Source organism: Limnobacter sp. MED105, assembly GCF_000170915.1.
In the GTDB taxonomy this organism is placed as follows: Bacteria; Pseudomonadota; Gammaproteobacteria; order Burkholderiales; family Burkholderiaceae_B; genus Limnobacter.
Map to the genome: position 1 here is coordinate 14,088 of NZ_ABCT01000015.1, position 26,062 is coordinate 40,149.

Consider the following 26,062-nt stretch of genomic DNA (forward strand, 5'->3'; position numbering starts at 1 on the left):
TTGCTTAATGTTGTTGCTGAAACGGTTTTACTGAAATGTGATAGCTTGGCAACCAAGCATTTTGATTGTACATCACTTGTTTTCTGAACTTGGAGGGAATGGATTTGAAACTCTTGCTGAGCTGGGTTTTGCACGCAGTGGCCCTGATGGGCGTGGCTTACTTGCTGCCAGGTGTGGTTGTGGAAGGGTTTTGGGCCGCATTGTGGGCTGCATTGATTCTGGGTTTGGTCAATACGATCGTGAAGCCCGTACTGCTCATTCTGACCCTGCCATTGACTGTACTCACCCTGGGTCTGTTTTACTTTATTTTAAACGGACTGATGTTCTACTGGGTGGGTTCCATCCTGGAAGGCTTCCAGGTCAATGGTTTTTGGTGGGCTGTATTGGCTGCCCTGTTGTACTCCTTGTTCGCTACTTTTTTAAGCTCGATCCTGTTTCAGGAAAAGGTCAGAATCGAGCGAATCTAAGCTTTAGGCTTGTTGGGCCAGCTTGAACTTGCCCATGACGGTGTCCATTTGATTCGACAAACTTTGCAGTTCGGTAATCACATGGTTAACCTCATGGGCCACGCCCTGGCTTTCCTCGGTCATGCGTGCAATTCGCTCAACCTGCTGGGCAATCAGCGTGGAAGCCGAGCTTTGTTCCTTTAAGGCTTCTGTGATTTCGGTCACCGCGCGTTCGGCATCGCCGGTGTGGTGGTTGATGGCCTCCATTTGCTGGTCGGCTCCCAGGGATGAGCACTGACCGAGGTTGATCATGTCTGCCCAGCCATTGACTTGCGCCACTGCTGAGCGGGTTTCATTTTGGATGTCCGAAATCAAAGACGATATGCTTTTGGTGGACTGCGCAGTTTTCTCGGCCAGTTTGCGTACCTCATCTGCCACGACTGCAAATCCGCGCCCTTGTTCACCAGCGCGTGCCGCTTCAATGGCTGCGTTCAGGGCGAGCAGGTTGGTTTGATCGGCAATGGCATGAATGACCTGAATAATGCTGGAAATGTTGTCGGACTGATTGCCGAGGTTGTTGATGCTTTGTGCCAGATTGCCCGAAGCGTCGCCAATTTTTTCCATGGCCTGGCGAGCCTGTTTGACACTCTCTCGCCCGCTAATTGACGATTGGCCGGCCTGATTGGACAAACCAAGCGCCTGGTTGGCGTGGGTGTGTACCTGGCCGATCGATACCGTGAGTTCCTCGACCGAGGCCGCCACAGCCGAAGCAGAATCCGTTTGCTCCTGCACGCTGCTTTTGACCTGCGCCGCGGCAATGACCAAGGTGTTGATGGTGTCGGCCATTCGGGTAGATGCGTCCTTTACTTCACCCACCAGTCCTGTTTGTTTTTGGCGGATATTTTCGAGTGCTGCGCGAATTTTGCTGATTTCATTGCTGCCATGGTTTTCTATGCGCTTGGACAAGTCGCCCATGCCGATAATTTTTGCATGCGCCAAAATTTGGGCAATTTCGGTGTTGGTGTCTTTGAACACCACATAACCCAGGGCAAACGCCAGCAACAGTACTGCCAGTGAACCAACTCCCGCTTTAATCAGTGTGCTTTGCATGCCAGAAATGCGCTCGATCAGGTCGGCCTGCAAGGTTGTGTTCAGGCTTTGGCTGAGTTGAAATCCTGTGCTGACTGCCTCGCCAAGCAAAACAACCATGTTGGCATGGCCTGTAATGCTGTCGTAATTGAGGTCTTTCGCCGATTGTTCCTGAACCCAGGTCGAGATGCTGTCAATTCGTTGGTCGATGGTGTCAATTTGCGCGCGCGTGTCAGCGGTGATTGCGCCGCCTGCAGCAGCTGATTTCTCGGTGGCTTCACGAATTTCATCCATTGCGCGACCCAAAGTGCCAAGTCGTGATTGAACAAAACTCAAAGTGCCTGCTGCATCGTTGTTCGGGTTGCGAAGACGTCCCTCTAATTCTGACAAGTATTCAATCACGCGCGGCAACTGAAAGGCCATGGGACTCATCATGTAGTAGCTGGGCAGGAAGGGGTCGAGAGTCAGTTCGCTTTCATCGGCGAGTTGGCGCACCAGGGTGACCATTTGATTGCCCAGTTCTTCAGATTGGGTCTCGGTGGCGTTTTCGCTCAGCGCTTTGGGCAATAGGGCCGCAACTTGCTCCACGTTGCTGGCTGTGATGGGCCAGGTGTTTGGCAAGTCTGCTTTTGAAGCTTGTATCGCTGCGTTGAGATCACCGAGGGCCCCGTTCTGCTTTTGAGCGCGATCAACCAAAGCCTTTTGCAACCAGGGATTTATCTTTTCCAGAAAAACAGCCCCACGCAACTCGTTTTCAGACGAGCTGATGAGCGTATTGATTTGTGCGTACATTTGCTGAAACAGGAAGCCGAAGGCCAACAACAGTGGCAGTGCGATGATGGCGCACTTTTTGGGCAGGGTCAGCGAGTCAAGAATTGGTTTGAATACCATGGGGCAACCTTCAGGGGCATATGAATTGTGTGCAGCCTTGAGTGTGGAACACAATTAATCGCTTGGTATCCCTGTTGAATGGGAACCCGAAATGGTTAGTTGCCCGTGGTCAGAAGGGCGTTCAAGCCTTGGTACATCAAACGCAAGGCCAGTGCAGTCAGCAGCCAATTCAGGATGATCGTGAATTTGTCTTCGGGCACCCGCGCCAATAGCTTTGCGCCCAGCAGGTTGCCGGCCAATGTTGCGACGCCAATGCCCAACAGCAGGGGCCAGTATTCCATCAAGCTCACATTCAGCGTTGAAAATGCGATTACTTTAATGCCGTGTTGAATCACCATGGCCATGCCGTGTGTGCCCACCACCACTTGCCTTTCCCAGTCGGATTTGGGCAGCACTGACATCACCAGTGGGCCCGTGGCACCCAGCACCAGGCTTAGTCCGGTGGTAATTCCACCGGATGCCGCTGGTGGCCAGTTGGCCAAGCGCAACCAAGCGCTTTTCCAGGTGGCCAGAACGATGAACAGGCCCAGCAACACCTGCCCTACAGGCACAGGCATGTAAAGCGCCAGCGGCGTAATCAACGCGCCGCCCACAACGGAGCCGAGCAGAAAGGGTTTGATGTAATTCCAATTGATGAATTGGCGTTGCACCAGCACCCGGTTGGTGTTGGACATGAGTTGGGCTGCGCCGTGCAGGGGGATCAGGAGGGCGGGGGGTACCACTTGAGCCATCAGTGCCAGTAACACCACGCCGCCACCAATGCCCATGGCGGCGGTGATGCTGGAGGTGACAAATGCTGCAAGGCTGAGCAGCACGACCAGGGTCATGGCGTTACTTCGATGCTGCCGATGGTGGTGCCGGAAAGGTCAAGCTCGATGGCATGTGTGCCTGGTGTGTTGGCCGCTATGCTGACCAATGTGGTTTGGTTGCCGGGAAGTGGCACGCGTGCGTCGAGCCCCTCAACGATCAGTGAATCGGTTTGATTGCTGTGCACTAAAAACTGAATGCGTTGTCCTTGGCGGACTGCTGCGTTGTAGGAACCCGTGGTCAAGCTGCCATCGATGATTGACAGGGATTCAAGCGCCAGTGCCGTGTCGCCTTGAGCTGCGGGGGCAGTTGCAGTTTTATTTGTTAATGATTGAACGTAGAGGTAAGCCCCGGCCAGCGTGGCGCTGGCCAGGCCGAGGTAAACAAGTGCGCGTTTGTTCATGGATTAATTTGAGGTCTTTTCGCTGTGGTTCGTTCCCACATTTGAATATACACCTCGGCTGAATTGTAGAGTGCCTTCAAGGCCTCGTTGCCACCTTCAAGGCGCAGTTCCTCCACCCAGTCGGCTTTCAGGCCGTAGTGGGCTTGCCCTTCTGAATTGGCATCAAACACGCGCTCGCCACTGGTTTGCTTCTCGAACTTCACAGGGCTCACATTGGTGTTGAATACGCCAGCCCAATCGGGTCCCTGGAACAGGGTGAACGGATAGGAGATCTGTGGGCGGTCGGCGCCCCGTGGACCTGCCTGTGCGCCCAAACCGTTGGTGTCTGCACCAAAACCCATGGCGAAATCAAACTGTTGGCTCTTGAGTGGCGCTATGACCTTGAGGTCTTCAGTCCAGCTTTGTGCATTGCCTTGATAGGGATAAATAATGCCGCCCGCAGCCAGAATTTTGCGGCCCTGCTCCCGGGTAATGCCGCCATGTGCACCGTGGGTAGACACCAGTGGGTACTTGGGTTGCTGGCGATCGGCCATGTCAATCAAATCGCCTTTGATGCTCAATTCCATGTGGTCTACTTCAATGATGATGCCTTTTTCCATCAATCGCTTGAAGGCGTATTTGCCCAGTTCGGTCAGGGCGCGGCGATTACACTGGCGCTGGTTCTCTCCCGTAGGGTAGATTGGCGCCACACCTGGGTTGTTGGCAATCAGTGCCTGGGTCAACGGGTCGTTGCCCAAACCGGGTAGCGAGGTCATGACTGCACCGGGCTGTCGCAGAATGTAGTCGGCGTAATTGTTGTCGCCACCTGGGCAGTCATAGGTTTGCCAGAATGCGCCGGTGTCGACAAAGTTACCCACGTTGAGCACTGCGCCATCGAAGATGCCATTGCCGCCAAATGCGTTGTCAAATTCGTGAATAGGGAACATTTGCCGCACACCCAGTGCGTGCAAGCGATCAAGCTGTTTGTCGATTTCAGCTTCATCGCACAGGTTTTGACCCAGCTTGATGCCGCAGTTGAACAGGTGTGAAATTTCTATGCCCAACACCACGGCCAGCTTGCCCTCATTAATTACTTGCCGGGCTTCTGCCGGGCTGGTCACGATGCGGAACCAACCTTTGCCAGGGCCACCTTCCTGGGCATCAATGTAGCTTTCAAGTTGTTTCACGTATTCGATTTGGGTAACTGCGCTTTCCATCTCGTTGCAATTTGCGAGGGGTCTTCCCTTGCTGACTTTGACCAAATTGCACAGGGTTTCGTTTTCAACCAGATTGGTTACAAAAATACGCAAGCCGGCTTGCCAGGCTCGTTCCAGCCATTTGTAGTACAGACCTTCGTGGGTAAGTGCGTCGGCAGCGGGCCAGCTGCGGAAGGTGGGCCAGCCTTCGGTTTCATGACTTGCTGTAGGTGAAAACTTGAACAGATTGTCCACCAAATCAAGCCTGCCCATGGGGCCATGGTTGGCCTCGCAACTGCCCAGTGCCTGGGTCACGCCAAAACGGTGGTGGGGTGTGCCGTGGTGCGCACCGCCCAGAAAAGTGGTGGCTGTAATGTGGTTGTGCACATCTGCGAAACCTTTTACCGCGCGGTTCAGCCCGGCACCTGCAAAGGTGCGGCCTTCAGTGTTGGTTGAAATTTCAGGAAACTCGGCACAGCCTGTGGTTTTAACAAACTGAAACAGGGTTTCTTCGCTGTTGCCTGCGCTTTCTACAGTACCCAAACCATTGCTGAAGCCCAGCAAGGCCAGCTTCATGGTGTTGCCAGAGTTGGTCAGGGAAAAGCCACTTCGACCTTTTTCATCTTCCTGAACCGCCCACTCAATCGAGTCGGAAAACGCGTTGCTGCTACTCACCGGCGTGCCTGCCGAGTTGCCCACGGCTTGCATCATGGCGTCGTTGCGGTTGTAAATCATGTACTTTCCCAAAGCGGTGGGCTTGAGGAAAAAGGGTGCTGCGTTGACAGCGGTGGCCTCGGTGACGCCGTAGCTGCCGTCGCTGCTCAGTGCCACAAACTTGTTGTTGGCCAGCGATTGAATTGCGACACACTGGTTTGCAATATTGAATGCCGTGGGGGCCACTTCAACTTCATTGGGGGTCGTGCGTCCGTCGGTACCGCCAGCGGCGGTGTCTGAATCGGAACTGCAGGCGGCCAGGGCTGTGCACAGCGCCAGGGTGCCAAGTAGGGCGTGTCTCATGTCTCGTCTTCCCAGGGTCTTTGTGACTCGATTGGTTCTACAAATTAATACTGACAATCAGTCATTTCAGATTCAGCAAAGGTTACCCCCCATTTAGAGGGGGAAACGGTTTCAGTTTCCCGAAAATCCTGCCGTTAACCCATTCGAGGAGAATGCGCCGCATTCGCGAGGGAACCAGCATCATGCCAGTTGAACAAGCCGCCGATGACAAACAGTTGATCAAGGAACTAGAGCGCCAGTTGGCAGAGTTGCAAGGCAATGCTGACAAGTTGAGCAAAGAAGTTGAAAGTTTGCAGGGAGCAAATTCGACTTTGAATCAACAGCTGGAGTCTCAGCGTGCCGAAACCCACCAAATGCAACTCATGTTGGAGCAAATTCAGCGCGAGATGCGCATGCAGTACCTGGCAGCAGTGAAGTCGTTTTCCAATTTGATGGAGTTGCGTTCGCCACAACTGGCTGCCCATGGCTTGCGAGTCGCTGAATTGGCGCGTTTGATTGCCAAAGAACTTCCTGCCAGCGACTCTGCTTTGCAGGATATTTATGTGGCTTCGCTGTTACACGACATTGGCAAGTTGGGTTTGAGTGACGACACCTTGTTCAAGCCTGTGGTGGAGTTGAAGGGCGATGCACGCGTGGCCTTGATGAAACACCCGATGAAGGCTCAGGCCGCCTTTCATGGTTTGTCGGAAATGGTGCATGTGTCCGAAATTATTCGACACCACCATGAGCGCTATGATGGGCAGGGCTTTCCCGACGGGCTGGAGGGTGAGGGCATTCCACTGGGAGCGCGAATTCTGGCGGTTGCCGAAGATTACGATGAGTTGCAACAAGGCTGGCTGGCGTCCAAGGCTTTTGATGAGTTGCAAGCCCAGACATTTTTGGTGGGTGCTGCTGGCAAGCGTTACGACCCCAAGGTGATTGCGGTGTTACCCACTGCCCTTGTAAAACTGAAAGCGGCCGAGAAGGCCAATGAGAAGATTTTGCATGGTGAAGATCTTTACGAGGGGTTGGTGTTGGCTCGTGATTTTGAGGGGCCGGACGGGTTTATGTGGTTGTCCAAGGGGCAGGTGGTGTCGCGCCATTTCATTGGTCGGGTGCGGGAGGCTGAGCAGCAGCATGGTGTTCAGCTGAAACTTTATACCGTGAAAACTGCCAATTCACGGACTGCGTCTTCAACCAAAGATACGTCACTGCAGCCTGCGCAGCAGACCGGGCATGTGGCGCTTTAGGTGATTTGTGATCTGACCTTGAAGATGCGCCGCTGCTGTTTGTTGCTCACTCGGCATGGGTTCCTTGTGTCGCACTGAAAACCGCTTGATCCCTTGTTGAATGGATTCTTGCTCACCTCGCTCGGCAAAACAGACGGCCGAGTCTCGGTGTCGGCATGAAGCCGACCACTGCGAATCCACTCAAACGGGGCGGTTTTCTTGAAGTGCGTCCCAAGCAATCCCACTGCCGAGTTGGCTCAAATCCGCAGAGTGCGCCCATCTGCTCCAGCTCTCCCGCACAGCGCTTCGCCACGAGCTCGCGACTCACGGCTGGTTTCATCGCCCAATCGGCGGCGGTGTTTCGATCGCCTCGCCTTCAAGAAAACCTGCCCGTTTGAATTCACCCGCCACGGTCGGCCGTGGGCCGGCACCGAGACTCGGCCCGCCCTTTTGCCGAGCGAGGTGAGTCAGGGTGAATATCAAAAAGGGAAATACAGGTTTTCTGGCGAGAGATCGGAACCCAAGTCGATCGGGCAGTTAACCGGCAGTCAAGCAAGAAAGAGAGATCCGATCAAGGAATCAGCACGGTGCAACCTGTGGTGCGTCGTCCTTCAAGTTCGGTGTGCGCTTTCACCACATCGGCCAGCGCAAACCGCTGGTTGATTTGAATTTTCACAGCACCACTGGCCACCACGCCAAACATTTCAGCCGCACTTTCCAGCATTTCAGCCTTGTCTACTGTAAACGATGCCACGGTTGGGCGGGTCAGCACCAATGAGCCACGCTCGGCCAGCCACTGCAATGGAACCGGGTCAACCTTACCGCTGGCATTGCCAAAGCTGACCATCATGCCACGCGGTTTCAGGCAATTCAGAGAGTCGACAAAAGTGGCTTTGCCCACGCTGTCATAAACCACGGGAACACCTTTCCCATCGGTCAATTCCTTAACGCGCTCTACAATATTTTCTTCGCTTGTAATGATTACTTCGGCGCAACCATTGGCTTTGGCCAACTCTGCTTTTTCTCGTGTTGATACAGTACCAATCACCCGCACACCCAGCGATTTTGCCCATTGCGTGGCGATGGTGCCTACGCCACCGGCTGCAGCGTGAAACAAAATGGTGTCGCCTGCCTGCACCTTGTACACGCGGCGCAGCAGGTATTGCGCGGTGAAGCCTTTCAGCATCATCGCGGCGGCTGTTTCAAAATCGATGCTGTCCGGAATTTTCACCAGCGGGTGTGCCGGCATATTCCGCACGGTGGAGTAGGAGCCCACCGGTCCTGAACCATAAGCCACGCGATCGCCCACTTTGAAGTCTGTTACGCCTTCTCCCACAGCCCGCACAACGCCAGCGCTTCACTGCCCGGGCAGCAGGGCAGTGGTTGGGGGTAAACACCAGTTCGCCAATACACTTCAATGTAATTCAGGCCAATGGCTTTGTGTTCAACCTGTACTTCACCGGCTTTGGGCGGGCCGACTTCGATGTCTTCCATTTTCAACACATCGGGTGCACCGGGGTTGTAAAAGCGAACAATTTTTGCGGGGGTAGTACTCATGTTATAGCTCCTTCTTTTGCTTCTTTTTTCATGCTCAGCAGGGCCACACCTGCAATTACAAGTGCAGTTCCAGCAGCATGCCAAACGGTAAATGGTTCTTCTAATATCCATGTGCCCAACGCAATCGTGGCGATGGGGCCAATCATGCCCAGTTGCGACACGCGCGGTGCGCCGATCAAACTGATGGCAGTCATCACGGCGAATACTGGTACAAAGGTGCAAAATACCGCATTCACCAAAGACCAGCCCCACACGGGCAATGGCTGTTCAACAATGATGCTCAAAGGCTGCTGAATATTAATTTGTATCAATATGGCTGCCGCCGAAATCAGGGTGGCCATGGCGGTAACGCGTATGGTGCCCAGTCGCTTGAGCAACCTTTCGCCCACAATCAGGTAACTGGCATAGCAAATGGCAGACACAAAAACCAGCACCACGCCCAAGGCAGTGTTGTCGCCGACCAGCACGGTTTCATGGCCATACACCACGGCCAGCCCCACATAGCTAAGTGCCATGCACATTAGCTGCCAGGGTTGGGGCCACTGGTGCTTGATGATGCAGGCAATCAACAGCACGATCGATGGATACGTGAACAGGATCAGCCGTTCAAGCCCGGCGGTGATGTATTGCAAGCCCATGAAGTCAAACAGGCTGGCCAGGTAATAGCCCAGTAAACCCGCCACCGCAATCAAGCCATAGTCTTTGGCTGTCATTTTCACCGCATTTTTTTCTCGCAGTACGGTGAATATGAGTGCGCCCAGAAACAGGGGCAGCGACAACAACATGCGCATGGCCAGCAGGGTCGAGGCGTCAACCGGGTAGGCATAAGCCAGCTTCACCACAATGGCTTTGCCAGAAAAAAAGATGGCGCCCAAGAGCGCCAAACCCACGCCCCAAGCCGTGGGTGATCGTTCCAGTAAAGCGCGCGTTCGGCTCAAGGCTTGCGCGCGCTTTTACAAACGTTTGATCAGGCTCGACGTGTCCCAGCGCTGGCCGCCCATGCCTTGTACTTCGGCATAGAACTGGTCAACCAAAGCGGTCACTGGAAGCTGAGAACCATTGCGGCGTGCTTCTTCCAGCACAAGGCTCAGGTCTTTGCGCATCCAGTCCACTGCGAAACCGAAATCGAATTTGCCCTCCACCATGGTTTTGCCACGGTTGTCCATCTGCCAGCTTTGTGCGGCGCCTTTGCCAATCACTTCAAGCGCTTTGCTGACATCCAGCCCGGCGTTCATGCCAAACTTCAATGCCTCTGACAAACCCTGCAGCAGACCTGCGATACACACCTGGTTGACCATTTTTGTCAACTGACCGCTGCCCGATTCACCCATCAAGGTCACCGCCTTGGCAAATGCGGCAATCACATCTTTCGACTGTTCAAAGTCTGCGTGAGTTCCGCCACACATCACAGTCAGTTGTCCGTTTTCGGCACCCGCTTGGCCGCCTGACACTGGCGCGTCAATAAAACCAAAGCCCGCATCTTTGGCATGCTCGAACAGTTCGCGCGCAATTTTCGCGCTGGCGGTGGTGTGATCAATGAACACTGCGCCTGGCTTCATGCCATGGAATGCACCATTGATTCCAGTGCAAATTTGGCGCAAATCGTCGTCGTTGCCCACACAGGCGAATACGAAGTCCTGGCCAGTGGCCGCCTGTTCGGGCGTGCTTGCCATTTTGCCGCCGTGTTGGGCCACCCACTTTTCCGCTTTGGCCGAGCTGCGGTTGTACACCGTGACTTCATGGCCGGCTTTCACCAAATGACCTGCCATGGGGTATCCCATAACGCCCAAACCCAGAAAAGCAACTTTGAAACCCATATTAACCACCTGAAAAAGTTTTAGTTCTTGATTGAACTGTATCGGAATAGAACGGGTATTGCGCTTCGGATCATCCCTAGGTTTTGCGATTTGATAGGATCGGGGCTTGTTGCATTTTTGCGTGGTTAAACTATGAAAATCTGGGTCGATGCCGACGCTTGCCCCGTTGCGGTGAAGGAAATCATTTTTCGTGCGGCCGATCGAACCGGCATTGAAACCACTTTGGTGGCCAATCAGTACATTCGCACGCCACCCTCGAAGTTCATCAAGCTGTTGCAAGTACCACGTGGTTTTGACGAGGCGGATGATGAAATTGTGCGGCGTGTTGAGGCGGGAAATTTGGTGATTACCAGCGACATTCCACTGGCTGCGCAATTGGTGGACAAGGGAGCGCAGGTGCTAAGCCCGCGCGGAGAGATGTTTACGGCAGAGAATATCAAAGCCCTGCACACCATGCGCGATTTCATGGACACCATGCGGGCCAGTGGGATCGATACAGGCGGCCCGCCCGCCTACAGCCAGGCGGACCGAAAAACTTTCGCGAGTCAGTTCGACCGAATTATCGCGAAGTTTCCCAAGGCTGTTTAGCCTTTTTCGACAGTCACTTCACTGATCACGATCACCGGGCTGGCATTGGTGTAGTTGGGAATGTCTGCCATAATTTCTTTCGCATGCGGGCCGAAAGCCGCCTGAAATGCCTCGACTGAATCCACCAGCAAATGCCCCATGGCCACAAACGCGGGTGCATCGCCTGCGCCACCAGCCAGGCCTTTGTCAACGGTGTAGTGGTGCAGGGCATTGCCCATTTTGCTTTTCACCAGTGGCATGTGTGTGGTTTTGTAGTAGTCATGGTCAAAGCTGACGCCTTGCGCATTGGGGTACATCACACTGACTTTGATCATTTTTGTTGTCTCCTCGACTGCCTCTATTTAATCCAGACCTGCTTGGCGTTAACAAACTCGCGAATGCCGTGTGGCCCAAGCTCGCGGCCGTAACCCGACTGCTTGATGCCACCACTGGGCAATCGGGGGTCGGTTTTTACAATGCCATTCACCGCAACCTGCCCGGCCTGCAGTTCATGGACTGCGCGCATGGCTTTGCTGGTGCTGGCTGTCCATATACTAGAGCCCAAACCGTAGTTTGTGTTGTTGGCCACTGCCAGTGCTTCATCAATATTTTCTATTTTCATCACGGCCATGACCGGTCCAAAGGTTTCTTCCTCAAATGCGCACATGCCGGGTTTGACATCGGCCAGCAGGGTGGTGGGGTAGTGGTAGCCGGGGGTGTCGGGCAGTTCTCCGCCTAGCAGGCACTTTGCACCTTCCGAAATGGTTTGTTGCACTTGTCGGTGCAAGTTGTCGCGCAGGTCTTTGCGGGCAATTGGGCCAATGTCGGTGGCGCTATCCAGCGGATCGCCCAGTTTCAATTTGGCCAGTCGTACTTTCAACAAGGTTGTAAATTCTTCGTACACCCTGGCTTCAATCAAAATGCGTTTGGCGGCAATGCAACTTTGGCCCGCGTTGATGATGCGGGACAACACCACCACGTCGGCAGCGCGTTCCAGGTCGGCATCGGCCAGCACAATGCAGGGGTCAGAACCGCCCAGTTCAAGCACTGCAGGTTTCAATTCCGAGGCGGCGGTGGCTGCTACTTTCCTGCCTGCTGCGCTGGAACCGGTGAAGCTGACAGCCATGATCCTGGGGTCTCGAATGGCCTGTTCCACATGTTCTGTGCGCAGTGGCAAATTCACCACCACACCCGCGGGTGCGCCGGCCTCCTTGAACAAGTCAGCCAAAGCCTGTGCCGTGGCTGGCACATTCGGGTCGTGCTTCATCACGCAGGTGTTGCCGGCCATCAGTGCCGGGGCCAGGTAGCGAAAGGCCAGCCAGGTCGGTGCATTCCAGGGCAAGATGCCCAGCAAGGTGCCCAGTGGCTGGTACTTCACATAACTTTCGGAAGCATCCGATGCAATCCATTCATCGGCCAGGTGCTTGCTGGCGTGCTCGGCATAATATTCGCAACAGGTGGCGGCCTTTTCAACTTCAGGGCCACCTTCCTTCACGGGTTTGCCCATTTCAAGTGCCATCAGTTCAGCCAGCCTGCTTTTGTGTTTGCGCAATTGGGCAGCCACGGCATGAAGCACTTTGCCGCGTTCGGCAAATGATTTCTCAGACCACGCAGGAAAAGCAGCGGCCGCAATTCCAATTTGCGCGCTGATTTGCTCACCTTGCAGTGCAAGGTGTTCGTTGATTTGTTCACCGGTCAAGGGGTTGGTCGAAATAAGCATGGCAGTGGTCATACAGCCTGGTCCTCCTGCGTGTTGGTTTCTGTTGCAGCTTTTTTCTTCCCGGGTGTGGAGTTCACCGCGCTGAGTGTGTGCACGTTTTTCTCAGGCTTGATGGTGAAATCTCGGTCGAGTGAGAAGAATGATTCGCAACCGTTTTTCGTGATGATGATGGTGTCGGAGATGCCGCAGGTTTTGTCGCCATCCACGCCCCACATCCACGGAATGATGTGAAAGGTCATGCCCTCTTCAAGGATGGACGATTCGCCCTGCTTCAAACTCATGATGTAGCCTTCATCCCAGCTGGGTGGGAATGCAATGCCAATTGAATAACCGGAGCGGGTGATCAGCCGTGCGCCCACATCGTTGTGGGTGATGATGTTGCGAATCAGGTTGTCTGCATCCGACACCGTCATGCCCGGTTGGAAATACTCGTGCACGGCATCCAGCGCATGCTTCATGGTTTCCTGTGCTTTGTACATCGAGTCGCTTAGTTCGCCCAGTACGGCTGTGCGCATCATGGCGGTGTGGTATCGCCTGTAGCATCCACCCACCTCAAGAAACACATGTTCCCCGGGTTTCACCACCCGGCCTTCCCAGGTGGCATGACCTATCATGGTCCGCGGCCCGCTGGTGACATACGGCATTACTGCGGGTGGTTCACCGCCAGCCTTGAACATTGCAGATGAAATGGCAGCACCAATGTCGTTTTCAGTGGCCCCGGGTACGCAGGCTTCAAGACCCGCTTTCATGCCTGCTTCGGTGGCCAGGGCGGCCTTTCTCATCAGTTCAATTTCAACTGGCGATTTGCGCAAGCGGCCTTGTTCGACAATGCCGAAACAATCCAGCAGTTTGCCTTTGCTCAAGCGGGTGTGCACGAAATCTTGTTGATAGGCCGGGAAAAAATAGCTGTTGCGTTCGTAACCAATCCGCTTGTCATCCAGCCTGAATTCACGCAGGGCATCTAGCAACATTTGAATGGCATCGCCAGTGTCGGGGTAGGGGCGTGATTGCTCTACCCACGTGCGCGCAAACACATTCGATTCTTCCAGCGCACGCGTGATCATGAACGGTTCATCTTCAAGCGGCACCACCAAGGCTTGAAAAAACGAATACCCGGTTGTTTGATAGTCGGTCAGGTACATGATGTTCTCGGGGTCGGTAATGACCACCGCATCCAGCCTGCGCTGGGCAATGCGCGTGCGCAATTCGGCAATGCGTCGCTCGTATTCCTCGAAAGGAAAGGTCATGTCATCTCGTTTTTTCATGCGGCCTCCATCACGTGGTTAACCGCCTTGATCAAGGTGTTCAGGCCTTGTTCCAGATCTTGATCGGGAATGGTCAGGGGCGGAATCAGCTTGATGACCCTGCCGCCAGTGCCGCAGCTTGCAATCATCAGGCCGTTCTCGAAACACTGGTTCACAATGGCTTTCGAAGCCTCGGTGCTGCCCACGTTCAATCCCAGAATCATGCCTTTGCCGGTCAGCTCAAGTTGAGGGTGGCGTTGCACTACGCTGTGCATGGCAGCGTGCATCACCTTGGCCTTGCGTTTGACCTCAGCCATCAGTTCATCGTTTTCGAAGTAAGACAGTGCTTCACGCCCCGCCACGAACGACAGGTTTTGCCCGCGGAAGGTGCCAGTGTGTTCACCCGGCGACCAGTGCTTGTCAATTTCTGGTTTCACCAAATTCAACGCCATGGGGGTGCCCCAGCCGCCCACGCCTTTGGCCAGGCACACAATGTCGGGGTCAAGGCCCATGTCATCAAAGCTGAAGTAGGTGCCGGTACGGCCACAGCCCACCTGAATGTCGTCGATGATCAGCAGTGCGCCAATTTCCTTGGCCAAGGTTTGCAGGTCTTGCAGCCATTTGGCGCTGGCCACTTTCACGCCGCCTTCGGCTTGAATGGTTTCAATCAAAAACGCTGCAGGTGCTGCCACGCCGCTGGATGTGTCGGCATACAGCGCGCGCATGCGTTGAATGCTTTCATCACCACAACCCAGGGTGCAGCCTTTGCATAGGGTTTCGCAGCCAAAAGCCTGATGGGTGACGTGTTGTAAAGGCACCCCGGCAGCACCCCTGAAATAGGCGTTGGCCGTGCAGGCCAGTGAACCCAGTGTCATGCCGTGAAAGCCATGCGAGAACGACACAATTTGTTGTCGACCGGTTACGCGGCGCGCAATTTTTAAAGCCGCCTCAACCGAGTTGGTGCCAGTCGGCCCCATGAACTGCATTTTGTGCTGCATGTTGCGGGGTTTGAGCACCACTTCTTCAAACTTTTCGATAAAGGCGCGCTTGGCCACGGTAGCCATGTCAAGGCTGTGGGTAACGCCATTGGACTGAATGTAATCCACCACTGCTTTTTGCATGCGCTGGTTGTTGTGCCCAAAGTTCAGCACACCGGCACCTGCAAAAAAATCGATGTACTCTTTGCCGTTTTCGTCCGTTTGTCGGGCATTCAATGCTTTGTCAAACACCACGGGATAGGTGCGGCTGTAACCGCGAACATCGCTTTCTCGTCGCTCAAAAGTTTGCATATTCATTCACATCACTCCTTGTTGTTGTGTGTTGGGTCGGGGGCGCCTGCCAGACGCGCGTAAAGCCGGGCGACCGGTTCAATCAAGGCGTCGTTGAAGTCATAAAAAGGGCTGTGGCAGGGGAAGGACTGCTCCCCCTGTTTTCCAGCGCCTACCAGGGCAAAAGCGCCTGGAATTTCTTGCAGGTAGTAACTGAAGTCTTCCGAAGCCATGATTGGCACCGGCGTGTGGGTATCAAAGGCGGTGTCGCCCATCACCGCACACCAGGCTGCCCTTAAATTTCCTGCCTGGTTAGCGTGGTTGATGGTGGCGTTGTAGCGGGGTTCAATGGTGACTTTGGCTTCAACGCCGTAGGCCTGTGCGGTATGTTCTACAATTTCAGTAATCAAGCTGTTGATTTGTTCGCGGGTGGCATTGTTGGGCACGCGAATGCTTCCACCCAGTACTGCTTGGCGGGGAATGACTGTGGGCCCGCTGGGTGCGTCAAATGAAGTCACACTGAGCACAGCTGCTTGTTGGGGGGCAAGCCTGCGCGCAATCACCTGTTGCAAGGCTTGCACCATGGCGCTGCCTGCCAGTATGGGGTCGCGGCACAGTTCCGGTTGGCTGGCGTGGCCGCCTTGGCCCGTCACGGTAATTTCAAACGTACCGTTGCCACACATCACAATTCCGTCAGGGCAAACCAGCTGCCCCTGGGGAATGGCAGGCCAATTGTGCCAGCCATAAATTTCGTCAACGCCTTGTAGTGCGCCATTCTCAATCATGCGCAATGCGCCGTGCCCACCCTCTTCGGCGGGTTGGAATATCAGGGTGACTGGCCCGGGCAAGGTGTGTTCAACACTTTTCAAATATTGAGCTGTGGCCAGCAAGGTGGCTGTGTGGCCATCATGCCCGCAGGCGTGCATGCAACCCATTTGCCGGGAAGCCCAGGCTTTGCCGGTTTGTTCCTGAATGGGTAAAGCATCAATGTCCCCACGCAAGGCAATGTGTGGGGCGCTGTATGATCTTGGTGAAGTATTCAGGCGCGCCAAAGTGCCGGTGCCCGCGCAAGGGGACCAGTCGATATTGAGTTCGCTGAGCGTTGTTCTTATTTTTTGAGCGGTGCGTGTTTCATGCCAGCTTAATTCAGGCTCGCTGTGTAACTCTTGCCGTAATCGTATCGCTTGGCTAATCGTGTTTTGCCAGAACGCAGACATTGCCCTCCCTGTTAAATGGACTATTCTTTTACCTTAACACCAGAAGGGAGTGCATTAAAACCGCTGAAGTTCCGGGATAACCCTTTAAAAAGTAAATAATTTTGCTTTGACCAAGCTTAGTCTAGGTCAGGGCTGATCAATATCAGGATCAATAAAAATGGAATTGTGGGCGCATCGCGGCAGTGGAAAAGACAGTCTTGAAAACACCATCAAAGGTTTTGAAATTGCACTAAATTCGGGTTTCAATGCCGTGGAGTTTGACGTGATGTTGACCTCCGACAGCGTTCCCATGATTCACCACGACTGGGTAATGGGGCGTTGTGCACGGTCGCTCGACCCAGCCATGGCAGCTACCGATCCGCTGACCCGCTTTGATAGCCTGCGCGTGCGCGACCTGCGTCATTACGCCGTGCAAGGCGAACCCATACCTAGCCTGGCTCAGACCATCGCTTATTGTCTGAAGCACAACATGCGCGCCAACGTGGAACTGAAAGCCACCAGCCCATCCAATGCCATTGCCTTGGGGCAGGCTGTGAAGGCCACAGTTGAAGAATTGTCACTTGATCAAAAGCAGCATATTCGCAAGCACTGGGTGTTCTCCAGTTTCTATCATGCAAGCCTGTTGCCACTACAAGGTTACGACCTTGCCTTGTTGTACGAGCAACTGCCCGACAATTGGGTGTTGCACGCCGACGCGCTGCAAGCCAGTGCCATTCATTTGCACTGGAGCGGGGCCGAGCCTGTGGCATTGCGCCGCATACACACCACTGGGCGGGTGGTTCGGGTTTACACGGTGAACGACGCGGAACAGGCGAAAACGCTGCAAGCCTTGGGTATCAAAGGGCTTTTTACCGATCGAATGACCTTATAATCGAGGGTTAAACCAAAAACCGCATGCCGCTTTATTCAGGAAGGTAGCCCCAACATGAAAGTCGCTGATATTCGCGAAAAGTTTCTTGATTTCTTTGCCAGCAAGGGCCACACCAAGGTGGCTTCCAGCAGCCTGGTGCCGGGCAATGACCCCACCCTGTTGTTCACCAACAGCGGCATGGTGCAGTTCAAAGACGTGTTCACCGGCAAAGACAAACGCGCCTACACCCGCGCTACTTCAAGCCAACGCTCTGTTCGCGCAGGCGGCAAGCACAACGACCTTGAAAACGTGGGCTACACGGCGCGCCACCACACATTCTTCGAAATGCTGGGTAACTTCAGCTTCGGCGATTACTTCAAGGAAAACGCCATTCAGTACGCTTGGGAATTGCTGACCACAGTTTACAAACTGCCGCCCGAGCGCCTGTATGTGACCGTTTATCAAGAAGATGACGAGGCCTACAACATCTGGAACAAGCAGGTGGGCGTGCCCGCCGAGCGCATTATCCGAATTGGTGACAACAAGGGTGCGCGTTATGCATCCGATAACTTTTGGCAAATGGCCGACACTGGTCCCTGCGGCCCTTGTACTGAAATTTTTTACGATCACGGTCCGGAAGTGTGGGGTGGCCCACCCGGAAGCGAGCAGGAAGACGGCGACCGCTACATTGAAGTGTGGAACCTGGTGTTCATGCAATTTGACCGCACTGCAGATGGCGTACTTCACCCTCTGCCCAAGCCCTGCGTGGACACAGGCATGGGCCTGGAGCGCATTGCCGCAGTGTTGCAACACGTGCACAGCAATTATGAAATTGACCTGTTTCAAACCTTGATTAAAGCGGCAGCCCGAGAAGTGACTGCCCAAGGCAATGCCGTTGAATTGACCAACAATTCCCTTCGTGTAATTGCTGACCACATCCGCGCCTGTTCATTCCTGGTAGTAGATGGCGTCATTCCTGGCAACGAAGGCCGTGGCTATGTGTTGCGCCGAATTATTCGCCGCGCCATTCGCCATGGTTACAAACTGGGCTGCCGCAAACCATTTTTCAACGCATTGGTGGGCGACCTGGTCAGCGAAATGGGCGAGGCCTACCCTGAGCTGGCCAAGGCTGCTGCGCAGGTGCAAAGCATTCTGAAAGCCGAAGAGGAACGATTCTTCGAGACCATTGAAAACGGCATGGCCATTCTGGATTCTGCGTTGGGTGCCTTGCCCAAGGGTGGCATGCTCGATGGTGAAACTGCATTTAAATTGCACGACACCTACGGCTTTCCGCTGGACCTGACCGCCGATGTATGCCGTGAACGCGAAATGAGCGTGGACGAGGCTGCGTTTGACGAAGCCATGAACAAGCAGAAGCAGCAGGCCCGCGCCGCTGGCAAGTTCAAGATGGACGCCGACCTCGCTTACAGCGGAGTGGTTACTGAATTCAAGGGCTACGACGCACTTGAAGTGGCCAACGCCACCATCACCGCCATTTATGTGAACGGCACATCGGTCAACAGCATTGCAGCCGGGCAGCAAGGTGTTGTGGTGTTGGACCAAACCCCTTTCTATGCCGAAAGTGGTGGCCAGGTGGGCGACCAAGGTGAAATTTCAAATGGCTCAGCTTGCCTGAATTTATTCCGGGTGCTGGATACGCAAAAAATTCAAGCCAATGTGTTTGGTCACCATGGTGAATTGGTCACTGGCGAATTGAAAGTGGGCGATGCAGTGGGTGCACAGGTTGACCAATACCAGCGCAACCGCACCATTCGGAACCACAGTGCCACGCACTTGATGCACAAGGCTTTGCGTGAAGTGTTGGGTGATCACGTGAGCCAGAAAGGCTCACTGGTGGATGCAGAAAAAACCCGTTTCGACTTCGCCCACCACAGTGCCATGACGCCCGAACAAATTGCCCAGGTTGAGCGCATTGTGAACGAAGAAATTTTGGCCAACGCGGAAACGCAGGCCCGCATCATGGACATTGAGAGCGCGAAGAGCGCGGGCGCCATGATGTTGTTTGGCGAAAAGTACGGCGACACAGTGCGCGTTCTCGACATCGGCAGCTCTCGTGAACTGTGTGGCGGCACCCATGTGCAGCGCACAGGCGACATTGGCCTGTTCAAAATTACCAGTGAAAGCGGTGTGGCCGCAGGCATTCGCCGTGTAGAAGCCACCACCGGTTTGGGCGCCATGGAATTTGCGCAAAAGGCGCAAGCCCAGGTCGAAGCGATCGCCCAAAGCTTGCGTGTGCCCGCGACCGAGGCCACAGCAAAAATCGGCCAAATCATGGATCAGGTGAAAAACCTGGAAAAAGAACTGGATCGACTGAAAAGCAAGCTGGCTGCCAGCCAGGGCGACGACCTGGCCGGTCAGGCTGTAGACATCGACGGTGTGAAAGTGCTGGCTGCCAAACTGGAAGGCGCGGATGTCAAACAGTTGCGAGAAGCGGCCGACAAACTGCGCGACAAGCTGGGCAATGCAGCCTTGGTGTTGGCCACTGTGCTGGAAGGCAAGGTCAGTTTGATTGCATCGGTGAGCAAAGATGCCACAGCCAAAGTGAAGGCGGGCGATTTGGTGAACTTTGTGGCCCAGCAGGTGGGTGGCAAAGGCGGTGGTCGACCCGACATGGCCCAAGCTGGCGGTACCCAGCCCGAAAATCTGGACGCAGCATTGGCCAGTGTTGTCGACTGGGTCAAAGGCAAATAAGTAGCAAATAAAGGGTCAACAAAGCGCACCATGAGCAAAGCCGTTTATCAGTACTGTCCCATGTGCGCCACCAAGCTGCACGAACTGCAACATTCGGGTCAGTCCCGAATGGCTTGCGGCGCCTGCGGCTTCACGCAGTGGGGTAACCCCGTGCCCGTTGTAGCTGCACTGGTTGAGTACGAAGGCAAGGTGTTGCTGGCCCGGAATGTGGCTTGGCCGGCGCATTTTTATGCGCTGATTACTGGTTTTCTGGAGCGCAATGAAACACCGGAGCAAGGGGCCATTCGCGAGTTGAAGGAAGAAACCAATCTGGATGCAGTCGAAAGCAGCCTGATTGGTGTGTACCCTTTCCCCATGAAAAATGAAGTGATCATTTGTTATCACATCAAAGCGGTGGGGCAAGTTAGTCTGTCTGAAGAACTGGCCGATTACAAGTTGGTAGAACCTTCGGAGTTGCGCCCTTGGCGCATGGGCACCGGCTTGGCCATGGCCGACTGGTTGAGCGCCCGTCAGCTGCCTGTCAACTGGATTGAATTAAAATAGTTACATTACACAAGCGGTACCAAGGAGCATAGAGACATGAATTTTGACCGAGAAGTGGACGCAAGCGGATTGAATTGCCCACTGCCAATTCTGAGAACCAAAAAAGCATTGGCTGAAATGCAAAGTGGCCAAGTGCTGAAAGTCACTTCCACAGACCCAGGCTCTGTGCGTGATTTCGCCATGTTTGCCAAACAAACCGGCAATGAACTGGTGGAGCAGGCTGATCAGTCGGGCTCATTTGTCTTTTACATGAAGCGCCGCTGAACTGGCCCGCACCTCGTGAGTGTTGTTCTCGGCAAGCCCGAGGTGCCCAAGCACTGGCTTCTGGATGCCAATGTGCTGTTTTCTGAATGGACCCGCTGGTTAATGGTGGCACTGGCTCGACAACACGGCGCCACCCTTTACTTCACCCCCCATATTGAAAATGAGTGTTACCGCAACTTGGTGCGCCTTGGGCGCTTGCACCCGGATGATGCAAGTGTCGAACGTGCTGGTCTGCCCCAGCGTTTGAATGCGGTCTTGTTGCCTCAAAACCATGAGCCCTATTTGGCCGATGTCCGGCAGGTGGATGAAAAAGACCGGCACGTGGCGGCGTCAGCCTTGGCATTGCGCCATCAGGTGCAGCAAGCCGTGGGCCTGCTCACCTGGAACTTGAAAGACTTCCCGAGAAAGCCGCTGTTAAAGCTTGGTTTGGTGCGCATGTGCCCCGATGAGCTTTGTGTCGAGTTGCTGAAAACCAAAACAGACATACAGACTTGTCTGGAACAAAGTGTGCAGCTGATGCAGGCCGGGCTGGCCGAACAGCCCAGCCAGAACCCCACGCTTTATCAAAGCAAGGCGAGTCCTTTGCCGCAAAACCACGAGGACTGGATCCAGTTCTTGGGAAGAAACCGAATGCACAAGACAGCCAAGGTGTGCTCCCGTCCAAATTGACTACCCCGTTCTGGTTAGTTAGATTAAGCCACAGGCGTCATATGATTGTCTAACACACGTTTTGGGAATTGTATGCTGCGACTTATTTACACATCGGTTCAAGTGCCGGGCTTTGACCGCCTGGCCTTTGAGCAATTGTGTGAGCAAGCATCCCGAAACAACCGAACATTGGGTGTTGAAGGTTTGCTGCTGTGCAACGGCGTGGAGTTCATGCAGTGCCTTGAAGGGCCCAAAGAGGCGGTGGCCTCAATCTACAAAAAAATAGTGAAAGACTCCCGACACTCTGATATTCGGTTGCTGGTTTCCGAGGTCAGCAACGCGGCGATGTTCGAAAAATGGTCGATGGTGGGTTTGGGCACCAAGCCACAATCGGTGTTGAGTGGCGAGTCCATCGCGTATACACTGCTGGATCATCGTTTGTATCGACCTTGGAAATCACTCGGGCTCGGTGCAGCCGATTTAATCTACGAATATGCCAAAGTCAAAGCCGAGCTCGAGAAAGCAGGTGAAATGGGTTTGCTGAGCAAAGTGTTTGACGTGTATTAACCAAGATTCAAGCAGGTCGCAGTATGACAATTCGTTCCCTTCTTCGCGCAATTCCCCTTGTATGTGTATTTCCTCTCGCCGTTCAGGCTCAAGCTCCAGCCCAAGGTTTGGTCAAAATCACCCCTTTGGGTGGTCAAGAAGGCGAGTTTTGCCGCTTTGACCGCGCCATGATTTTCGAAGATCCCAATGGCACCCGGATTTTGTACGACGCTGGCCGCACAGTGGCGGGTGCAGAAGATCCCCGTTTGGGAAAAATTGATGTGGTCTTGGTCAGCCACATGCACGGTGACCACCTTGGCGACCGGCACAACCCCGCGCCCAATGCGGGTAGCTGTGACAAGCCCGACATTTCCGCCAGTGCCTTGCCCAACTCCAACAGCGTGAACATTGCGGTCAAAACAGGCGCAAAAATTGTGACTGGCAGCGAAATGCCTTCTTTCTTTGCAGCCAAGCTGAAACAGGCCGGTGGTGATGAGAAAAATTCTATCCTCGTGCGTTTCGGTGCCATGCAAACCATCAATGGCGTGGGCATTACCACCGTGCCGGCTGCACACAGCAACGGCATTGCTGGCGATTTTGTAGGGCAGCGTTTGGGTGAAATGCTGAAAGAGTCAGGTATTACGGCATACGCTGGTCCACCCACAGGCTATGTGGTGAAATTCAGCAATGGCCTGACCGTGTACCTGAGTGGCGACACGGGTATTACTGGCGAGCAAAAAGAAGTGGTGGGTGAATACTACAAGCCACAATTGGCCGTGATGAACATTGGTGACACCTTTACCACTGGCCCACGCGAAGCGGCTTATGTAGTGAACGAACTGGTCGAGCCCAAGGCTGTGATTGCCAGCCATGCCAATGAGGTGGCCACGCTGAATGGCAAGGTGATTGCAGGCACTAAAACCGAGCAGTTCATGAAAGCCAGCAAAGTACCCGTGTATGTGCCGTTGAGCGGCAAAACCATGAGCTTTGATGGCAAAGGCAAGTGCGCTGCGGGTTGCTGATTGCCCTGCGATGGTTGATAAAAAAAGAGCACCGGGATAAATAACCGGTGCTCTTTTTTTGTGCTGGTTTCAACTCATTTCAATTTGTTTAGCTGACTTTCCAGCTTTTCCAGCAGGGCGCTGAAGTCAGCAAGGCGCGCCTTTTCCTGATCCACCACTGCTGCGGGTGCTCGGTCTACAAAGCTGGCATTGCCCAGCTTGCCATTGCACTTGGCAATTTCAATGCGGATTTTTTCCGCTTCCTTGCCAATCCGCGCACGTTCAGCTTCCACATCAATTTCAATGTGCAGCATCAGCTTCAGTTCACCCACAATTTGTACGGGTGCCATGGAGTCTGCGGGCAGTGAATCAACCACGTCCACTTTGCTGAGTTTGGCCAAGGCAGCCAACACCGGGCCAGTTTTTTCAAGGAAGGCGCGTTGCTCTGCGTTGCCCTCACAACTGGCAATTAGCGGCACTTTGTCTGCAGGGCCCAAGCCCATTTCGCTGCGCAATGCGCGAATGGCATCAACGGTGGCTTTCAGTTGGAGCACAAAGCTTTCCGCTTTTTCATCAATACGGGAAGGCACGCTGACCGGGTAGGCTTGGGTCATCAAGCTGGCTTGCACGCCTTCTTCCCTGCGCCCTGCGACCACACTAACTGTTTGCCAAAGTTCTTCGGTGATGAATGGAATAATGGGATGGGCCAGGCGCAAAATTGTTTCCAGCACCCGCACCAGTGTGCGGCGTGTGGCGCGTTGCTGTGCGGGTGTGCCATTGGCAATTTGCACCTTGGCGATTTCAAGGTACCAGTCGCAGTATTCGTCCCACACAAACTGGTAAATGCTTTGCGCAATCAAGTCGAATCGGTAGGTCTCAAAACCTTGTGCCACATCCGCTTCAACGCGTTGCAAGGTGCTTGTGATCCAGCGGTCCGCTTGAGAAAAATCAAGGTAGCCACCTGGCGTGCAGGCGTCTGCATCGTGGTCGCTCAAACCACAATCTTGCCCTTCCGTGTTCATCAACACAAAGCGGGTGGCGTTCCACAGCTTGTTGCAGAAGTTGCGGTAACCGTCGCAGCGCTTCTGGTCAAAGTTGATGTTGCGGCCCAAGGTGGCCAGGCTTGCGAAGGTAAAGCGCAGTGCATCTGCGCCGTAGGCCGGAATACCTTCGGGGAATTCCTTGCGGGTTTTCTTCTCGATCTTCGGTGCGTCTTGCGGCTTGCTCAATCCAGTGGTGCGTTTCACCAAAAGCGTATCAAGGCTGCAACCATCAATCAAATCGACCGGGTCCAACGTGTTGCCCACCGACTTGCTCATTTTCTTGCCCTCGGCGTCTCGCACCAAACCATGCACATACACGGTGTGGAAGGGCACCTGGCCGGTGAAGTGGGTGGTCATCATGATCATTCGGGCAACCCAGAAGAAAATGATGTCAAAGCCAGTCACCAACACGGAGGAAGGCAGGAAGTGTTTCAGCTCTGGTGTCTCGTCGGGCCAGCCCAAGGTGCTGAAAGGCACCAGAGCGGAGCTGAACCAGGTGTCCAGCACATCGTCATCGCGCTTTAGTTCGCCGGTGTGGCCGGTTGCGGCAGCCTTGCTGCGTGCATCCGCTTCCGTGCGGGCCACAAACACTTCGCCGTTCTCGCCATACCAGGCCGGGATTTGGTGGCCCCACCACAGCTGGCGGGAAATACACCAGTCTTGAATGTTGTTCAGCCACTGGTTGTAGGTGTTCACCCATTGTTCGGGCACAAACTTAACCTGGCCTTGTTCAACTGCGTCGATCGCTTTTTGGGTAATGCTTTTTCCGGTGGCATCACCCTCGGCCACTTTGCTCATGGCCACAAACCACTGGTCAGTCAACATGGGTTCAATTACCACGCCCGTGCGGTCGCCCTTGGGAACCATCAGCTTGTGGGGCTTGATTTCGCCCAGCAGGCCTTGTTCTTCCAGGTCAGCCACAATTTGCTTGCGGGCGACAAAACGATCCATGCCCACGTACTTGGCAGGTGCTTGCTCGTTAATCGTTGCATCCAGCGTCAGGATATTGATCAGCTCAAGCTTGTGGCGCTGGCCCACGGCATAGTCGTTGAAGTCGTGTGCGGGTGTTACCTTCACCACGCCAGTGCCGAAAGAACTGTCTACGTATTCATCCGCAATAATGGTCAGCTCGCGGTCGCACAAGGGCAGCTTTACTTTCTTGCCAATCAGGTGCTGGTAGCGCTCATCGTCGGGGTGAACCATCACGGCAGAATCACCCAGCATGGTTTCCGGGCGGGTGGTGGCCACTGTCAAGTGGGTTAAGCCTTTCACGGGGTCAGCTTCAACCAGTGGGTACTTCAGTTCCCACAGGTGGCCTTCGGTTTCAACGCTTTCCACTTCCAGGTCAGAAACGGCAGTTTTCAAAACCGGGTCCCAGTTCACCAAGCGCTTGCCGCGGTAAATCAGGCCTTGCTCAAACAGGCGAACAAAGACCTCGGTGACCGATTTGGACAGGGCCGGGTCCATGGTGAAGTACTCGCGCTGCCAATCTACGCTGGCACCCATGCGGCGCATTTGCTCGGTAATTTTGCTGCCGCTTTCGTTTTTCCATTCCCAAATTTTCTCCACGAATTTTTCGCGGCCCAAATCGTGGCGGGTAATGTTCTTGGCGGCCAGTTGGCGTTCAACCACAATTTGCGTGGCAATGCCTGCGTGGTCAGTGCCTGGTTGCCACAGGGTGTTGTGACCCCGCATGCGGTAATAGCGTGTCAGCCCGTCCATGATGGTTTGGTTGAATGCATGGCCCATGTGCAACGTACCAGTCACATTCGGTGGTGGGAGTTGAATGCAAAAGTCGGGTTTGCCTTCCTCTGTTGTGGCTTTGGCGTGGCCTTGGCGCTCCCATTCAGGGCCCCAGTGGGATTCAATGGCATTCGGGTCGAAACTTTTGGCAAGGGTCATGGCAGTGGTACTTGAAAATGGACAACGTCAACAAAGGCTTAGCCCGACATTATAGCGTTTGCGGGTGCCCTGCCGGCTTTGAGTTGTTTGGTCTGGGGCAGGAAAGCCCCTTTATTCCCCAATTTCA

22 protein-coding genes and 1 pseudogene are annotated in these 26,062 nt (G+C 54.3%); 10 read left to right on the forward strand and 13 right to left on the reverse strand.

The window, feature by feature from the left end:
* Positions 1 to 104: 104 nt before the first annotated feature.
* A complete protein-coding gene (locus tag LMED105_RS12715) occupies positions 105 to 467 on the forward strand; it encodes a phage holin family protein (RefSeq protein ID WP_040513453.1) in 363 nt (120 codons plus the stop codon).
* Positions 468 to 470: 3 nt separating this feature from the next.
* Here the strand turns inward: LMED105_RS12715 and LMED105_RS12720 are convergent, their stop codons facing one another.
* The 4 genes from LMED105_RS12720 to LMED105_RS12735 all read right to left on the reverse strand — a co-directional run bounded on the left by LMED105_RS12720 (position 471) and on the right by LMED105_RS12735 (position 5,828).
* On the reverse strand, positions 471 to 2,426 hold the full coding sequence (locus LMED105_RS12720; RefSeq protein WP_008251985.1) for a methyl-accepting chemotaxis protein: 1,956 nt from the start codon (positions 2,424 to 2,426) through the stop codon (positions 471 to 473).
* Positions 2,427 to 2,521: 95 nt separating this feature from the next.
* Positions 2,522 to 3,253: a sulfite exporter TauE/SafE family protein gene (locus LMED105_RS12725; protein ID WP_008251987.1), complete on the reverse strand. Its 732-nt coding sequence runs from the start codon at positions 3,251 to 3,253 to the stop codon at positions 2,522 to 2,524.
* Positions 3,250 to 3,636, reverse strand: coding sequence for a hypothetical protein (locus LMED105_RS12730; protein ID WP_008251988.1), 387 nt, complete (start codon positions 3,634 to 3,636; stop codon positions 3,250 to 3,252). The genes LMED105_RS12725 and LMED105_RS12730 overlap by 4 nt, the downstream gene beginning before the upstream one ends.
* Positions 3,633 to 5,828, reverse strand: a complete 2,196-nt coding sequence (locus LMED105_RS12735) for a membrane dipeptidase (protein WP_008251991.1) — start codon at positions 5,826 to 5,828, stop codon at positions 3,633 to 3,635. The genes LMED105_RS12730 and LMED105_RS12735 overlap by 4 nt, the downstream gene beginning before the upstream one ends.
* 152 nt (positions 5,829 to 5,980) lie before the next feature.
* Between LMED105_RS12735 and LMED105_RS12740 the strand changes: the two genes are divergently transcribed.
* On the forward strand, positions 5,981 to 7,057 hold the full coding sequence (locus LMED105_RS12740; protein ID WP_008251993.1) for an HD-GYP domain-containing protein: 1,077 nt from the start codon (positions 5,981 to 5,983) through the stop codon (positions 7,055 to 7,057).
* Positions 7,058 to 7,607: 550 nt separating this feature from the next.
* Here the strand turns inward: LMED105_RS12740 and LMED105_RS12745 are convergent.
* The 3 genes and pseudogenes from LMED105_RS12745 to LMED105_RS12755 all read right to left on the reverse strand — a co-directional run bounded on the left by LMED105_RS12745 (position 7,608) and on the right by LMED105_RS12755 (position 10,410).
* Positions 7,608 to 8,593, reverse strand: a pseudogene (locus LMED105_RS12745) (quinone oxidoreductase).
* Positions 8,590 to 9,531, reverse strand: a complete 942-nt coding sequence (locus LMED105_RS12750) for a DMT family transporter (protein ID WP_008251998.1) — start codon at positions 9,529 to 9,531, stop codon at positions 8,590 to 8,592. The pseudogene LMED105_RS12745 and the gene LMED105_RS12750 overlap by 4 nt, the downstream one beginning before the upstream one ends.
* A gap of 15 nt (positions 9,532 to 9,546) precedes the next feature.
* On the reverse strand, positions 9,547 to 10,410 hold the full coding sequence (locus tag LMED105_RS12755) for an NAD(P)-dependent oxidoreductase (RefSeq protein ID WP_008252000.1): 864 nt from the start codon (positions 10,408 to 10,410) through the stop codon (positions 9,547 to 9,549).
* 132 nt (positions 10,411 to 10,542) lie between these two features.
* On the opposite strand from LMED105_RS12755, the gene LMED105_RS12760 reads away from it, so the two are divergent.
* Positions 10,543 to 10,998: a YaiI/YqxD family protein gene (locus LMED105_RS12760; RefSeq protein ID WP_008252002.1), complete on the forward strand. Its 456-nt coding sequence runs from the start codon at positions 10,543 to 10,545 to the stop codon at positions 10,996 to 10,998.
* Here LMED105_RS12760 and LMED105_RS12765 read toward each other — a convergent pair.
* The 5 genes from LMED105_RS12765 to doeB2 are packed head-to-tail and all read right to left on the reverse strand — an operon-like array spanning position 10,995 to position 16,426.
* A complete protein-coding gene (locus LMED105_RS12765; RefSeq protein ID WP_008252004.1) occupies positions 10,995 to 11,312 on the reverse strand; it encodes an EthD family reductase in 318 nt (105 codons plus the stop codon). The two genes, LMED105_RS12760 and LMED105_RS12765, sit on opposite strands and share 4 nt — an antisense overlap.
* 23 nt (positions 11,313 to 11,335) lie before the next feature.
* Complete coding sequence (locus LMED105_RS12770) at positions 11,336 to 12,709, reverse strand: NAD-dependent succinate-semialdehyde dehydrogenase (RefSeq protein ID WP_008252006.1); 1,374 nt, start codon at positions 12,707 to 12,709, stop codon at positions 11,336 to 11,338.
* The gene (gene doeA / locus LMED105_RS12775; protein WP_008252008.1) at positions 12,706 to 13,962 is read right to left on the reverse strand and encodes an ectoine hydrolase; all 1,257 of its coding nucleotides are present in this window, start codon (positions 13,960 to 13,962) and stop codon (positions 12,706 to 12,708) included. Before doeA ends, LMED105_RS12770 begins: the two co-directional genes overlap by 4 nt.
* Positions 13,959 to 15,236 carry an aspartate aminotransferase family protein gene (locus tag LMED105_RS12780; protein ID WP_198006857.1) on the reverse strand — a complete coding sequence of 426 codons (1,278 nt, stop codon included), beginning with the start codon at positions 15,234 to 15,236 and terminating at the stop codon, positions 13,959 to 13,961. Before LMED105_RS12780 ends, doeA begins: the two co-directional genes overlap by 4 nt.
* A 5-nt stretch (positions 15,237 to 15,241) precedes the next feature.
* Positions 15,242 to 16,426 carry a N(2)-acetyl-L-2,4-diaminobutanoate deacetylase DoeB2 gene (gene doeB2, locus LMED105_RS12785; RefSeq protein WP_008252012.1) on the reverse strand — a complete coding sequence of 395 codons (1,185 nt, stop codon included), beginning with the start codon at positions 16,424 to 16,426 and terminating at the stop codon, positions 15,242 to 15,244.
* 157 nt (positions 16,427 to 16,583) lie between these two features.
* On the opposite strand from doeB2, the gene LMED105_RS12790 reads away from it, so the two are divergent.
* The 7 genes from LMED105_RS12790 (at position 16,584) to LMED105_RS12820 (ending at position 23,011) form a co-directional block, all read left to right on the forward strand.
* Complete coding sequence (locus LMED105_RS12790; protein ID WP_008252014.1) at positions 16,584 to 17,297, forward strand: glycerophosphodiester phosphodiesterase family protein; 714 nt, start codon at positions 16,584 to 16,586, stop codon at positions 17,295 to 17,297.
* Between the two features lie 54 nt (positions 17,298 to 17,351).
* On the forward strand, positions 17,352 to 19,988 hold the full coding sequence (gene alaS, locus LMED105_RS12795; RefSeq protein ID WP_008252015.1) for an alanine--tRNA ligase: 2,637 nt from the start codon (positions 17,352 to 17,354) through the stop codon (positions 19,986 to 19,988).
* 30 nt (positions 19,989 to 20,018) lie between these two features.
* A complete protein-coding gene (locus LMED105_RS12800) occupies positions 20,019 to 20,531 on the forward strand; it encodes an NUDIX domain-containing protein (protein WP_156799696.1) in 513 nt (170 codons plus the stop codon).
* A gap of 36 nt (positions 20,532 to 20,567) precedes the next feature.
* Positions 20,568 to 20,795 (forward strand): sulfurtransferase TusA family protein, encoded by a 228-nt coding sequence (locus LMED105_RS12805; protein WP_008252019.1) that lies wholly within the window; start codon positions 20,568 to 20,570, stop codon positions 20,793 to 20,795.
* Between the two features lie 15 nt (positions 20,796 to 20,810).
* Positions 20,811 to 21,464 carry a PIN domain-containing protein gene (locus LMED105_RS12810; RefSeq protein WP_008252021.1) on the forward strand — a complete coding sequence of 218 codons (654 nt, stop codon included), beginning with the start codon at positions 20,811 to 20,813 and terminating at the stop codon, positions 21,462 to 21,464.
* Between the two features lie 72 nt (positions 21,465 to 21,536).
* Positions 21,537 to 22,010, forward strand: coding sequence for a BLUF domain-containing protein (locus LMED105_RS16475; protein ID WP_008252022.1), 474 nt, complete (start codon positions 21,537 to 21,539; stop codon positions 22,008 to 22,010).
* Positions 22,011 to 22,033: 23 nt separating this feature from the next.
* A complete protein-coding gene (locus tag LMED105_RS12820) occupies positions 22,034 to 23,011 on the forward strand; it encodes an MBL fold metallo-hydrolase (RefSeq protein WP_008252023.1) in 978 nt (325 codons plus the stop codon).
* Positions 23,012 to 23,085: 74 nt separating this feature from the next.
* On the opposite strand, the gene LMED105_RS12825 is transcribed toward LMED105_RS12820, so the two are convergent.
* Entirely contained in the window at positions 23,086 to 25,935 is a 2,850-nt protein-coding gene (locus LMED105_RS12825) for a valine--tRNA ligase (RefSeq protein ID WP_008252024.1), read from the reverse strand.
* Positions 25,936 to 26,062: the final 127 nt, after the last annotated feature.